The sequence below is a fragment of the Paenibacillus glycanilyticus genome (genome assembly GCF_051200795.1).
Taxonomy (GTDB): Bacteria; Bacillota; Bacilli; order Paenibacillales; family Paenibacillaceae; genus Pristimantibacillus; species Pristimantibacillus glycanilyticus.
Map to the genome: position 1 here is coordinate 1729871 of NZ_CP195155.1, position 13463 is coordinate 1743333.

General features: G+C 49.1%; 14 protein-coding genes. 9 read left to right on the plus strand and 5 right to left on the minus strand.

What is annotated here, in order from left to right; genetic code table 11:
* Nucleotides 1-50: 50 nt before the first annotated feature.
* The 3 genes from ACR9FF_RS07755 to yfbR all read right to left on the minus strand — a co-directional run bounded on the left by ACR9FF_RS07755 (nucleotide 51) and on the right by yfbR (nucleotide 1739).
* On the minus strand, nucleotides 51-611 hold the full coding sequence (locus ACR9FF_RS07755; RefSeq protein ID WP_435170140.1) for a DinB family protein: 561 nt from the start codon (nucleotides 609-611) through the stop codon (nucleotides 51-53).
* Between the two features lie 22 nt (nucleotides 612-633).
* Nucleotides 634-1080 (minus strand): hypothetical protein, encoded by a 447-nt coding sequence (locus tag ACR9FF_RS07760; protein ID WP_435170142.1) that lies wholly within the window; start codon nucleotides 1078-1080, stop codon nucleotides 634-636.
* Between the two features lie 62 nt (nucleotides 1081-1142).
* Nucleotides 1143-1739 (minus strand): 5'-deoxynucleotidase, encoded by a 597-nt coding sequence (yfbR, locus tag ACR9FF_RS07765; protein ID WP_435170144.1) that lies wholly within the window; start codon nucleotides 1737-1739, stop codon nucleotides 1143-1145.
* Nucleotides 1740-2042: 303 nt separating this feature from the next.
* Between yfbR and ACR9FF_RS07770 the strand changes: the two genes are divergently transcribed.
* The 7 genes from ACR9FF_RS07770 to ACR9FF_RS07800 all read left to right on the plus strand — a co-directional run bounded on the left by ACR9FF_RS07770 (nucleotide 2043) and on the right by ACR9FF_RS07800 (nucleotide 9274).
* Complete coding sequence (locus ACR9FF_RS07770; RefSeq protein ID WP_435170146.1) at nucleotides 2043-2201, plus strand: hypothetical protein; 159 nt, start codon at nucleotides 2043-2045, stop codon at nucleotides 2199-2201.
* Nucleotides 2202-2474: 273 nt separating this feature from the next.
* On the plus strand, nucleotides 2475-3188 hold the full coding sequence (locus tag ACR9FF_RS07775) for a DUF2294 domain-containing protein (protein ID WP_435170148.1): 714 nt from the start codon (nucleotides 2475-2477) through the stop codon (nucleotides 3186-3188).
* 123 nt (nucleotides 3189-3311) lie between these two features.
* The gene (locus tag ACR9FF_RS07780) at nucleotides 3312-4010 is read left to right on the plus strand and encodes a Na-translocating system protein MpsC family protein (RefSeq protein ID WP_201003962.1); all 699 of its coding nucleotides are present in this window, start codon (nucleotides 3312-3314) and stop codon (nucleotides 4008-4010) included.
* 118 nt (nucleotides 4011-4128) lie between these two features.
* Nucleotides 4129-5541: a PAS domain S-box protein gene (locus tag ACR9FF_RS07785; RefSeq protein WP_435170150.1), complete on the plus strand. Its 1413-nt coding sequence runs from the start codon at nucleotides 4129-4131 to the stop codon at nucleotides 5539-5541.
* 176 nt (nucleotides 5542-5717) lie between these two features.
* On the plus strand, nucleotides 5718-6635 hold the full coding sequence (locus tag ACR9FF_RS07790) for a bile acid:sodium symporter family protein (RefSeq protein ID WP_336770910.1): 918 nt from the start codon (nucleotides 5718-5720) through the stop codon (nucleotides 6633-6635).
* A gap of 52 nt (nucleotides 6636-6687) precedes the next feature.
* Nucleotides 6688-8463, plus strand: coding sequence for a two-component system histidine kinase PnpS (gene pnpS / locus ACR9FF_RS07795; protein WP_116393788.1), 1776 nt, complete (start codon nucleotides 6688-6690; stop codon nucleotides 8461-8463).
* A gap of 91 nt (nucleotides 8464-8554) precedes the next feature.
* Entirely contained in the window at nucleotides 8555-9274 is a 720-nt protein-coding gene (locus tag ACR9FF_RS07800) for a response regulator transcription factor (protein ID WP_116393787.1), read from the plus strand.
* Between the two features lie 23 nt (nucleotides 9275-9297).
* On the opposite strand, the gene ACR9FF_RS07805 is transcribed toward ACR9FF_RS07800, so the two are convergent.
* A complete protein-coding gene (locus ACR9FF_RS07805; protein ID WP_244935575.1) occupies nucleotides 9298-10269 on the minus strand; it encodes a helix-turn-helix domain-containing protein in 972 nt (323 codons plus the stop codon).
* A gap of 59 nt (nucleotides 10270-10328) precedes the next feature.
* On the opposite strand from ACR9FF_RS07805, the gene ACR9FF_RS07810 reads away from it, so the two are divergent.
* Nucleotides 10329-11303: a 2-hydroxyacid dehydrogenase gene (locus ACR9FF_RS07810; RefSeq protein ID WP_435170154.1), complete on the plus strand. Its 975-nt coding sequence runs from the start codon at nucleotides 10329-10331 to the stop codon at nucleotides 11301-11303.
* A 62-nt stretch (nucleotides 11304-11365) separates the two neighbouring features.
* Here ACR9FF_RS07810 and ACR9FF_RS07815 read toward each other — a convergent pair whose 3' ends face one another.
* Nucleotides 11366-11914 (minus strand): pyridoxamine 5'-phosphate oxidase family protein, encoded by a 549-nt coding sequence (locus ACR9FF_RS07815; protein WP_127494955.1) that lies wholly within the window; start codon nucleotides 11912-11914, stop codon nucleotides 11366-11368.
* Nucleotides 11915-12030: 116 nt separating this feature from the next.
* On the opposite strand from ACR9FF_RS07815, the gene ACR9FF_RS07820 reads away from it, so the two are divergent.
* Nucleotides 12031-13434: a PLP-dependent aminotransferase family protein gene (locus ACR9FF_RS07820; protein WP_435170156.1), complete on the plus strand. Its 1404-nt coding sequence runs from the start codon at nucleotides 12031-12033 to the stop codon at nucleotides 13432-13434.
* Nucleotides 13435-13463 lie beyond the last annotated feature (29 nt).

A 13463-nucleotide genomic window follows, 5' to 3' on the forward strand; every position in this document is an offset into this window, starting at 1 on the left:
GCTGCTCTATTGCGGTAATGAAAAATCGGTCTCCCACGGAGACCGATTTTTCATTGTTGCTCGTATTCCGCTTTTACCCTCTGCATCTGAGCAATATGCCGCTTGGCGTGAAGAGCCAAGAAATAGATGTACTGGTACACATCGATTTTGCCTAGGTTATTTACGCTCATCATCGTTTTATGCAAGATTCCTTCGCCATTGCTTAATTGTTGCAAAATGTCCAGGCATTCCCCAACCTGACTTTCTAGCAACTTGCGAACCTGATCAAGCGGCATTTCTCTCCTTGGCTCCATATGCTCCGGCCTGATCCATTTGAAAGATTTGTGTTCCGCGATCTGATCCAGCTCTCCCAGATTATCTTGATAATGATTGAGCGAATCTTCCAAATTCAATTTGGCTGCGAGCATAAGGGCCTTGTTTTTTCCTTTTCGAATGAGGATCAGCAGAAAATGGTTCGTAAGAGTAACGTGCTCCAGAATTTGAGCGATGCTCCATCCTTCGAGAGGCTGGTACATTTGCAAAGCTTCCGGAGCAGCAAACCAATACTCGTAATCACCTAGTATCTGATTTAACTCCCTATTAATCCGCTCCAATGTGTTTTGAATGGACATAAGACTCACCAGCCTTGGTTAATCAATTTCCGTACAGATACTGCATGACCTCTTTTTCTTTTAGCTTGATTTTATACTCCTTGGCCAGGAATCTGCCTATTGATTGACCCTTATAGTACAAGTGAGAATCGAGTTTGCAGGTCGTCAAATCTTTAAAGAGCAAAAGGTAGTAATCTTCCGTCGGACCTTTTGTGAGATTGATATAGATGTAACCCAGTTTCTTTTTGGTAACGGCTTCTATTAACTTAATGTCCTTGATTACGAGGCTTTTCTTGAAAAAGAATAGCGTCGATTTCGTAAGTATCCCATCTTGAATCTTGCAGCTTACGGTAAGATAGAAACCAAGGAATAGAGATACGGCAGCAGCGAGCCAGTATAAGCCGCTGAAATAATTCCACCCGAGAAGGAGTAATAGGAAAATAACTCCGAGTAAGAAAAGGACATGCCCTCTGGTTATTCTGAACGTCATGATTACTCCCCCCAAAAACATTGCTGTTTTCTACTGAAACGTAAAGAGCAGGACTCTGCTCTTTACGATAATTCATCCAGCGTCATGCCGAGGCTTGGCGCCATATGGGCGAGGAACCACTCCGTTTCCGGAAGCCCGAGCTGCTTCATTGCGGCTTCCGTCTGCCCCTTGGCCACGAGAAATTCCCGGTTGCCGGTGGATACCTCGGTCAGGCATTTCAAGTAAGCGTCCAGCAGGTCTGCGGCTTTTACGATTTTGTGGAGCAGCTGATCTTCTTCGGATAACGTGCTTCCCGGCTTGCCGAGAAGCGGGGCATACGAGGATTGCAGCTGTTCCGGCACCATGCCGAGCAGCCGCTCTGCTGCCATTGCTTCTATCTCGCGGAAGCTTGCGAGCATTTTCGGATTGTGATGCTTCACGGGAGTCGGGATATCGCCGGTAAAGACCTCGGTCGCATCATGGAACAAGGACAGCGTTACGGCGCGGTCCGCGTTATAGCAGCGTCCGAAAAAGCTGTTGCCGATCTCGCATAGCATATGGGCAAGCAGCGCCACGTGGAAGGAATGCTCCGCAACGGTCTCCTTGGTCGTGTTTCGCATCAGACTCCAGCGTTCAATATATTTCAGGCGGTACATATAGGCGAAAAAATGACTTTCCATCCGTTACGCAAACTCCTCTCTAATCCCTCGTGCATCAGTACTTGTTTTACAATATCCTACCATAATTCCGCGGACTCCCGCATACATGCGGTAAATTCTAACGAAACGACGTATCCTTATTTGCCCGAAAAGAGGGCATTCGGAATTCTAACGAAACGCAGACACGCTATCAGCTGGAAAAAGCCCGCCAGATGAGCAAATGCAGCCCAATAGCGATACTACGTTTCGTTAGAAATGGGAAACAGCAAAATTAGGCGAAATAACGATACGTAGTTTCGTTAGCCTCGCGGTAAGAGGAGGCGGATGGTTTACGGCCATACGGGAAGGGGCAGCATGTATTTGCAGATCATTGTTGGAGACAAACCGGTCGATGCGTTTGATGATTTCCTCCTGAAGTGGAAGGAGCTTGGCGGCGATTCGATCACCGAAGAGGTAACTAAGATTATAAACGGAGAACAATAGCCAAATCGCCTTATTAACTTAACTTATTTAAATATTTATCTTGTTTTAATTTAAAAAAATCATTAAAATAATCCTTGGGTAAAGGAAATAAAGCTTTTGCCTTTTTAAATTGCTTTTTAACGGTTAACGACTAATTCGGCATTAATGAACCAGAGATGGAGCTGGACATAAGCCTAAATAAGAGTTGGTTTTTTACAACTTTTATTTAGGCTTTTTTTGTCTCTATTTAAATTACATATTGAAGGTAAAGATCAGGTTTACCTAAAACTAAGGATGGATTTTTTGGAAAAAAATGAAAAGCAAATTCAAAAAGAAGTTGCGAGTCACATTGGAAGACTACTGCGAGAAGCTTTTGGAAAAGGCCCGCAATCGATTTTTGTTAATATCAGCCGCCCGTTTATCGTGATCTACTTGAGGAATTTCCTATCGCCAACCGAAAAGATTCTTCTTCAGCAGGATCAGGTGAATTCCGTGCAGCATACCCGTGACCTGGTCATGAAATCGCTGATGCCGGAAATGAAAGCCTACCTCCTCCTGCTTGCGGGTATGAACATCAGGGAGTTTTATTATGATTGGGGATTTCATAATCATTCCGGCATGCTTGTCGGCATTGAAGCGGAGGATGATTCCCTCGGGTTCAGACCGCAGGAACGGTATACGGGGAAAGAGGAGCTGCACGATGAAATCGATCGCATTAGTCACCAAATCCAAAAGAAGCCGGATGAAACTTATTCCTACATGATCAATGATCGGACACTCCTGGTCGTCAGAAGGGGAATCCTGATCAGCATCGGCAAGGAGTTAATCCGTCTTGGATTCGAAGAGAGCCTAAAGCTTGCGGAACGTAATCTTGAAAAAAGCTATCTGATTAACAGCAGCCGCTTCCAAGAGATCATCAAATCGCAGATTTTAGACGTGTTTGTAGATTGGGATTTCCATGAGGATAAAAGCGTTATCGTATTTATTCTAAATCCGAATCCTAAATGAAGAAACGGATAAGATGCGGACAAAGGCAAATAATAGGTAAAGTTTCGGTTGAGTTATTCCGAATATATTACTACAATAAATCTGGGGCGAAAGAAATAATGCTTTTGCCTAAATTAAGGATGAATGATCTTGGAAAAAGAGGCTCAAGCCGAAATAGCGAGCTATGTTGGCAGATTGCTGAGAGAGGCTTTCGGAAGAGGACCGCAGTCCATTTTTGTCAGCATCAATCGGCCGTTTGTCGTTTTATATCTAAGAAACTTCCTGTCGCCGACGGAGAAGATTCTTCTTGAGCAAGATCAAATCCACTCGATTCAATCGACCAGAGACCTATTAATGAAGTCGTTGATTCCCGAGATCAAAGCCTATCTGCTGCTGCTGGCAGGCATGGATATTCAGGAATTTTATTATGACTGGGGCCTGCACAATCATTCGGGCGTTATGGTTGGCGTTGAGGGCCGGGATGCCCAAGGCCAACCCTTGCTCGGTTGCGAATATACGGGGAAAGATGAGCTCCAGCACGAAATCAGTCTAATCAGCCAGCAGGTCCAGAAGCGCCCGGACGAGTTGTATTCTTGCCTCATCAATGATAGAACTCTACTCGTTATTCGGGTGGGAATTCTGATCAGCATCGAGAAAGAATTGATCCGGATCGGACATGAAGAAAGCTTGAGACTGGCCAAGCGCAATCTTGAAAAAGGGCATCTGCATAACAACGGTCATTTTCAGGAGTTTTTAAACGCAAAGGTTATAGATCTGTTTGTTGACTGGGATTTCCATCTGGATAAAAGCGTCATGGTGTTCATTTTAAATCCGAATCAATGATTGGCGGTAATGAACCAGATAGATCGCTGGACATCAGCCTAAATAAAAGCTGCAATATGCGGCTCGTATTTAGGTTTTTTATTATGGGTAAATTATTTTCGGACAAGGAGTAGGAAATATGAGCCATTATGTTGAACGAAGCGAGGTTCTTAATCGAATAACAGATGCCGTCTTTGCTCTCAATAACTCCTGGGAATTTACTTATATGAATAAAGAAGCAGCCAAATTGTTTTCTTGCACGCCGGAAGAAGCGATTGGCAAATGCATATGGAGTGCGTATCCAAAAGAGGTTTATAGCATTTTCTACGAGCATTATCTTAAAGCGATGCAGGAGCAGGTTCGGGTCGAATTTGAAGCTTACTGTCCGCCCATCTCGATGTGGTTAGAGGTAAAAGTCTTTCCTTCCTCCGACGGCTTGTCGATATACCTGCATGATATTACGAAGAAAAAAGGCTTGTCTTTGCTTAAGGAGCAGCACTACGCCTCGCTTTTCAAATATAATCCGGATGCGGTATTTGCCTTTGACCTGGAGGGGAATTATCTTAGCGTAAATCCGGCAATGGAGCAGCTGTTAGGCTATGAGGCGGATGAATTTTTGAAGATGTCCTATATTCCGCTTATTCCCGCGGAGGAGCTGGAGAAAACAAAAAGTCACTTCAAGCTGGCAGCAAAGGGAATTACGCAGCATTATGAAACAAAGGCGATTCACAAGAGCGGCAAAGTTATTGACGTGAAAGTAACGAACATGCCGATTATCGTTAATAATGAATCCGTGGGAGTCTTTGGCGTTGCCAAAAACATTATGCAGGAGAATCAAAACAAAACAAAGCTGCTGGAAGCGGAAAAATTGACGGCGGTTGGCCAGCTGGCAGCTTCCATTGCTCACGAAATCAGGAACCCGCTCACTTCGCTGAAAGGTTTTGTTCAACTCATCGAACAGACTGTATCGGACGTTAGCGCTAATTATTTTACAATTATGAAGGACGAGCTGCGCAGAATCGAGCTGATTACGAGCGAGCTGTTATACCTGGCTAAGCCGCAGGCTCAGGAATTCAAGGATGAACGAATCTGCCAAATCATCCAGGATGTTAACATGCTAATGAGCTCCCAGGCTTTAATGAATAACGTGGAGCTCCGAATAACGGGCCTGGATGGTCTGCCGGAAATTCGTTGCGTGGCGGCGCAGCTGAAGCAAGTATTTATCAATCTGATTAAAAACGCCATGGAAGCTATGCCTAGCGGCGGGGTCATACATATCCATGCCTCCAGCCCAAGCCCGGAAACGCTAATGATTCAGGTGTCCGATACGGGAAAAGGCATCCCGCAGGAGCTTATCGCAAAGATTGGCTCTCCCTTCTATACAACCAAAGAAAACGGGACGGGCCTTGGCATGATGGCCACCCAGCAAATCATACATTCGCATGGCGGAACGCTTGATATAACAAGCACGGAAGGCGAAGGGACTACGATCCATATTTGTTTGCCCGCCGCAAACGTACAGAATCAAGATGAAACGGGTGACGGTAAATGAAGGAAGATATCAGAGAGGCATCCGGAATGTGCGGGTGTCTTTCTTTGTTTTCGGACAGTTATCTTTCAAGGAGTATGCTATTATAAAGGCTATAATGTTGATCGACATCATATAGAAACGAGGGATGACTTACGAGGGAGTTTGGACTTGCGTTTAATCACTTTTTCGAACGATGGATGTTTCTGCTGATCCCGGGATCGCTGGTCCTGGGTTTTCTTTTTGCCGATACGCTTGCTCCGATGGTGGATGCCGTACCGTATTTGTTCGCTTACGTGACCTTGACGATGGGCATTGGCTGCGGACTCCGGCATTTATACGAGGTGGTCAAAAAGCCTGGCATCCTGGTATGGACGCTGATATTGGCTCATCTATTGTCTCCGCTGGTCGCCTACGGGCTTGGCTCGTTATGGTTTGGAGCGTCCTCTCCTTATGTGGTTGGGCTTGTACTCTTTACGATCATTCCGCTTGGCGTATCCACCGTTCTGTGGGTCGGGATGTCAGGGGGCAGCGTGCCGCTTGTGCTTGCGATGGTCGTGCTGGACTCCGCGTTAAGCCCGCTTGTTGTGCCTTACGGCATTCATTTATTTTTTAATACCTCGGTTGATATTGCGATTGGCCCGATTATGTTCGACTTGTTTGTTATCGTTGTTCTGCCGACTATCATTGGCGTAGCTCTGTACGAGCTCAGCAAGGGACGTATTCAGGAGAAGGTCAAGCCGGTTGCCATGCCAATCTCGAAGCTTTGCTTTGTTGCGGTGGTCGCTTTAAACGCTTCGGCTATTGCTCCGTATGTCGACCAACTGAAGCATGACATGCTAAAGCTGATCCCGCTTGTTATCGTGCTTGTGGGGGTATGTTATGCAGTAGGCTTCCTGGGAACGGCCAAATTCGGAGGCAAAGAGGTGCAGGTAACCGTCTCCTATGCCACCGGCATGCGAAATATTTCGCTTGGCATCGTGCTGGCGCTGGGCTATTTCAGCCCGCTGGCTGCCGTACCGGTTGTGCTCTCTATCCTTGTGCAGCAGCCGCTTGCGACGGTGCATCATTTTGTTTTACAAAAACTTAACAAAAACAAGACTGGCGAAGCCGCATGACGGCATGTACGATAAAACGAGTGACAAATAGGCATATTGGAGATGAAAGGCCATGAACAGCTTTCGCAACCGATTAACGTTAACCATGATCATTATCCTTGCGTTATCCGTAACCGCAGCCGGCCTCTTCATGGCAAAAACGTTTAAGGATAACCATATTAATGCGCTTGAGGACAATATGATCCGGGAGATGCATATCATTCTGGCCAAAACCGAATGGAAACAGGGAGATAACGCGGCGTTGTTCCCTTATTTCACGGAGGAAGCCGAGAATCTTAAGACCTATGCGGATACCAGGGTTACCTTCATAGCAGGAGACGGAACCGTCCTTGGCGATTCGGACCATGCTCCGGAAACGATGGATAACCACAGCAGTCGGGTAGAGGTTGTGAAGGCTCATAAGGACGGCATTGGACGGGCTATACGCTACAGCGACACATTGAAGGAGAATTTATTATACGTTGCCTTGGCGGTGAATCCTTCCGATCCTCACTCTAACGTTATCCGTCTTGCAATGAGTCTGAAGGAAGTCGACAAGAGTATCGATCAGCTATGGACCGTATTGATTATCGGGCTGCTGATTTTGTTTATCGTTGCCGCTTTTATCAGTTACCGGATCGCCTTAAGCTTAACCCGTCCGCTTGAGCAAATTACGAAGGTTGCCCAGCGTATCAAGCAAATGGATTATAAAGCAAGGGTGAAGGTCAGGAAGCAGGATGAAGTTGGCGAGCTAGGTCATGCTATTAATGCCATGGCCGAAAGCCTCGAGGTACAGATGACGCGGATCCGGCAAAACGAAAGCCAGCTGGAGAGCGTGCTTGAAAACATGATTAACGGCGTTATGATGATCGACCCGGCCGGCAAGATTCTACTGATGAGCCGCCGCGCCGGAGAACTCCTCGGTATTTCGACCGGTGAGCTTGTCGGCAGGAATTACGCGGAAGCCAAGCAGCAATACGAGCTGTCCCAGCTGATTCAGGAGGCGTTGGAGGGCCGCGAGCATATCCGCGAGGAGATTACGTTCTACTTCCCGGAGGAACGCTTGCTGGAGCTTAACCTGGTGCCGATTCTTCAGGAGAACCAGGAATTCGGCGGGGTTCTTCTCGTGCTTGCGGACGTGACGGCGATCCGCCGGCTTGAGCGGATGCGCAGCGAATTCGTGGCAAACGTATCGCATGAGCTGAAGACGCCAATCGCGGCGGTAAAAGGCTTTGCCGAGACGCTTCTTGGCGGCGCGGTTAACGATGAGGAGACCGCCCGTTCGTTCCTGCAAATCATTTATGACGAGAGCGACAGGCTGAACCGTCTCATCGGGGACATATTGGCGTTGTCGAAAATCGAATCGAAGCGTGTTCCGCTGTATTTCTCGCCGGTGGAGATGGATTCGTTCATGACGAAGACCGTTACGATGATGGAGCCGGAGGCAGCCAAGAAATCGATCAAGCTGCAGCTGGAGATGGAGCATGGCTTGTACGTGGAAGCCGATGAGGACCGTTTACGACAAATTATGATGAATGTCATTGCAAATGGCGTAAACTATACACCAGAAGGCGGTAAAGTGTCGGTTCATATCGAAAGCATCGATGAGGATCATATCCGGATTCAGATCAGCGATACCGGCATCGGCATTCCGAAGAAGGATTTGCCGAGGATTTTCGAGCGGTTCTACCGGGTGGATAAAGCAAGATCCCGCAGTTCAGGAGGCACCGGGCTTGGTCTGTCGATCGTCAAGCATCTGGTTGAGCTGCATAAAGGCACAATAGCGGTGACAAGCGCCGTAGGCGTTGGTTCCACATTTGTCATCGAGCTGCCCGTTCTCCAGCAATAACAGCCGGCCGAAAAATTTACCCATTCTTCATGAAATCGTGCTAAACTAAGGTAGAAAATTTGTGTCCAGGCTGGACAAGCTGGAGGTACTCATGTCACATAAAGTGCTCGTTATTGAGGATGAACCGACACTCGCGCGACTTTTGTCGTATAATCTGACGCAAGAGGGTTACGATACGACTGTTATTGATCATGGTGCAACCGGGCTTCAAACCGCTTTGCAGCGCACCTTTGATCTCATTATTTTGGACATCATGCTGCCAGGCTTGAACGGCTTTGAAATATTGACAAGGCTTCGCCAGAACGGGGTTAAGACGCCTATTATTATTTTGACCGCCCGCAATGCGGAGGAAGAGGTCGTTCAAGGGCTGAAGCATGGCGCTGATGACTACATTACGAAGCCGTTTGGCGTTGCGGAGCTCCTCGCGAGGGTATCGGCGGTATTGCGCCGGACGCAGCAGGATGACAGCGTGCCGATCGAGACGTCGGAGAAGGTCATTACCGTGGGAGATTTGTCGATTTATCCGGAGAAGTACGAAGTGATTCTGAACGGGGAGACCGTTCCGCTTCGTCCGAAGGAATTCGAAGTGCTGCTGTATCTCGTACAGCGTCCTGGGATGGTTATTACGCGCGATGATTTGATGAACGTAGTCTGGGGCTTTGATTATATCGGCGGCCAGCGTACGGTTGACGTCCATGTCAGCTCGCTGCGCAAGAAGCTGGAGCTTGGCCAATCCGTACAGATCGAATCGATTCGCGGCGTTGGTTATAAATTAGTCATGTCAAAAAAACTCGTCACACCAAAGGGATAAGGTGGACGAGTTTTTTGTTTGCGCTATTGCCGGTTCCAATCCAGCATCTTGCGCTGGAATTGCTTGGGGGAGCAGTCATTGTACTTCTTGAACATCTTATAGAAGTGGGCCATGTTAGGCATTCCGATCCGTTCCCCGACCTCGGTAATGCTTAGATCCTTCGTAAGAAGAATACGTTCCGCCCATTTGATCTTCCGGTAATTGACGAATTCCGTGAAGGACATCCCTATTGTTTTCTTGAAAAACTTGACGAAGTAGTAATAGCTCATGTTGGCGATCCGGCATACTTCTTCCACCTGAATCCGGTCGGTCAGCCGGTTCTCGACATAGTCCAGGACAGGCTTCAGCCGCAGTCGGTCGAAGTCGTCCTGCTCGGCGAGCATCTTCCGGTTATCGTTGCGAAGCAGCGTCAGAAGAATCTGCTTGATCAGCACGCTAACCGCAATTTCATAGCCGGTCTCCTTGCGTTCCGCCTCATGATGCAGCTGGCGGATGTAATCTCCGATCTGCTTCTTCACTTTGCCGTTCTCTTGGAAAATATAATTGGCCATGCTGAGCGGATTCTCGGTCTCGGAGAAATAACGCATATAAGCAATCGTGCTCTGATCGAAAAACGGCTCCAGCTCGAACTGCAGGACGATGTAGTCGAGATGCCCGACACTCTTGTCGCGGTGCAGCTGGGAAGCGCCGATCATAATGATGTCGCCGGGTTGCAGATGGTAGCTCTCTTCCTCGACATCCACATCCAGCCTGCCTTTTATGATATAGAGCAGCTCAAGCTGCCGGTGATAATGCCAGTTGGTGAAATCGTCATCCTTCCGGATTGGCTGCCAGACACGCAAGGATAACAAAGGGTTTTCATAGACAACTTTCTCGTTAAACGGCTCCACCTTTGCTGGTCCCACCTTACGTTGAAGTTTAATTCCGCACTTGCCGCCAGCAGGCGACAGGTTGCCTTCTTCATTGTAGTGGGCTTGGGCGTTAAAGGCAACCATTCGCCAAATCGCCGGGGAGATAGGTATAATAGAGTCAGAACGCGAGAGGAGATGACGGCATGCGGCCAAAAGTGTACATATCATCCAAAGTATCCGATGAGGTAAAAGCATACCTCGACCAATATTGTGAATGCGAAATGTGGCAAAACCCGGAGAGAGCGATTACCGGGCAGGAGCTTGCCGAAAAGATCGGCGACGTGGAAGGACTGCTTGCAGCCGGAAATGCAATCAGCGAGCGGCTGTTAAGCGCAGCGCCGAAGCTGCGCGCGGTCAGCAATATATCGGTTGGCTACAACCATAACGATCTGGACGCGATGAAAAAACGCGGCATTATCGGCACTCATACGCCTTACGTGCTGGATGAGACGGTGGCGGATTTGACGCTTGCCCTTATGCTGGCAGCAGCTCGCAGAGTAACGGAGCTGCATAATCTCGTCCGTGCAGGAGAATGGCAGCGCGGTGTTGGCGAGCAGCTGTTTGGACTTGACGTGCATCATGCCAAGCTTGGCATTATCGGGATGGGACGCATTGGCGAGCAGATTGCCAAGCGCGCCAAATTCGGATTCGATATGGAGGTTTCCTACTATAACCGCAGCCGCAAGCCAGAGACGGAGGAGCGTCTCGGCGTAAATTACCTGGCGCTGAACGAGCTGCTGGAGCAGTCGGATTTTATCGTGCTGATGACTCCGCTTACGCCGGAGACCAAGCATATGATCGGCGAAGAGCAGTTTAACCGGATGAAACGGACCGCGATCTTTATTAACGTATCGCGCGGCGAGACGGTTGACGAAGCGGCTCTGATTGAGGCTTTGCGCACGAAACGCATTTATGCCGCAGGCCTCGATGTGTACGAGAAGGAGCCGGTCAGCCCGGACAATCCGCTGCTTCAGCTCGATAATGTGGTGACGCTGCCGCATATCGGCTCGGCAACGAAGAAGACGAGGAACGACATGGCTATGGTTGCGGCCCGCAACCTGGTGGATGCTTTATACGGCAGAGAGCCTCAATACGTCATTCCGGAATTGAAAAACTAAAAGCGAAAGAGGCTGTCCCTGCGAGGGAACAGCCTCTTTTTTGGTGTAGACTCCGATCGGTGTTAATGCCGGTCTTCGTGGCTTTTCCGGCCCTCGAAGTACATTTTTGCCGGATTCACTTCGCTTTCCTTCGCGGAGATGGAGCTGGACACCAGCTTGAATACGGAGGTTTTGCTGCCCATTGAAGAAACGTACCGTTCCAGATGGGTTCTTGCAAGCGGCCGGTCGAAATAACCGGGAACGTATTTGTCCAGCATGACCTGCATCGCCGCGGTTGCTTCCTCCCAATCAACGACCTTCTCGATGGTCCCGTAAATAATGGCGCTCATATAAGCGGTATCCACATGGGCAGGCGTGGGATCCGCGATCGTGCCGTACTCTTCGCTGACCGTAAAGCAGGCCGCCGGGTTTTCGGCAATCATTTCGATTTTTCGTCCTTCGGATGCACCATGGAAGTAGATGGCGTTATCCTTCCAGACGAAGTTTAAAGGCACGACGTAAGGTACATTATCCGAGGCAAGGCCAAGAAATCCGGTCCGGGCCTGCCCCAGGAAGCGTTCGATTTTGCCAGCATCGGTGCAGGCTCTTTTTTGTAAGCGGATGGGAAACATTTTACTTCACTGCCTTTCTTTTCGTTCATTGTGTTATCATTGTAGAAGGAAACTGTCCCTGTCAAAAGGTACAGTTTTGTTCGGAATAAGGGGTACAGATTGATTGAGGTGACAGGATGATCAGCTTAACGCCGGAATTGGATAAACAGAGTGAGATTCCGCTTTATCAGCAGCTATTTGCCTATTTAAAAGGACAGATCGAATTGGGCATGCTGCGCGAAAATGACCGGCTGCCTTCGATCCGGCAGCTCTCCGTTTATTTGTCCGTCAGCAAAAATACCATCGAAACCGCCTATCAGCAGCTTTTGGCGGAAGGCTATATACAGAGCCGGCTTCGCAGCGGCTTATACGTCATGCCTCTTGATCAGCTTGAGGGAATTAAGGTGTCAAAGCCGGCCAGATCAGAGGTAAAGTCCGGCGCGGTGACGCTGCCTCCTAACGCGATCAACTTTGAATACGGCGATGTAGAGCTGGAGCATTTTCCGGTGCGGCTGTGGAAGAAATGCCTGGTGGATGCGCTGGAGGAATGTACGACGGAGGTATACGGCTACGGCGACCGTCAGGGGCATAAGGGACTCCGGTCGGAGATTGCCCGTTATTTGTACCAGTCACGCGGGGTGGTCTGCGCGCCGGATCAAATTTTTTTGAGCGCCGGGACGCAAACGATGGTCAGCCTGCTGGCCCAGCTTTTGCCTCTGCCTGAGATGATTGCGATGGAAGAGCCGGGGTATAACGGGGTTAGGACGGTTCTGATGAACATGGGGCGAAGGATCATTCCTATGCCTCTCGAGCATGACGGAATCTCGGTCGAGCATCTGAGGGAAAGCGCGGCGAGTATGGTATACGTGACGCCTTCCCATCAATTTCCGCTAGGGATGATCATGCCGGTTCCCAACCGGATCAAGCTGCTTCAATGGGCATATGAGCGGGACGGCTATATCATCGAGGATGATTTCGACAGCGAGCTGCGTTACCAGGGACAGCCGATTCCAGCGCTTAAGGCGCTGGACACCGGGGACAAGGTTATTTATTTGGGTACGTTCTCGAAGTCGTTCCTGCCGGGAATACGGCTCAGCTATATGGTGCTGCCGGAACGGGCTGCGCAGGATTTCCGAAGCAAACTGCAGGCGTACAGCCAGTCGGTATCGCCCCTTATTCAAGCCGCCATGTACCGGTTCATGAAGGAAGGGTATTTCGAAAGCCATATCCGCAAGATGAAGAAGCTGTACCAATCCCGTCATCGGACGCTGCTTCGTACGATACAGGAACAGCTCGGCAGCCATGTCGGCATAATCGGGGAGCGTTCGGGCATGCATCTGCTGCTTGACGTCTATGGACGCTGCAGCGATGAGCTTGTGGAGAAAGCGCTGGAGCATGGGGTTATGGCTTATACGCCACGGAAGCATTGGCTGCACCCGGAGGCATGCCCGCCCTCGTACATTATGCTTGGATTCGGCGGACTGAACGAGCAGAAAATCCGCGATGGAATTATTGGGCTGCGTAAGGCTTGGTTCCCCTAAGATGTGATACAATACGATGGAGACCTATC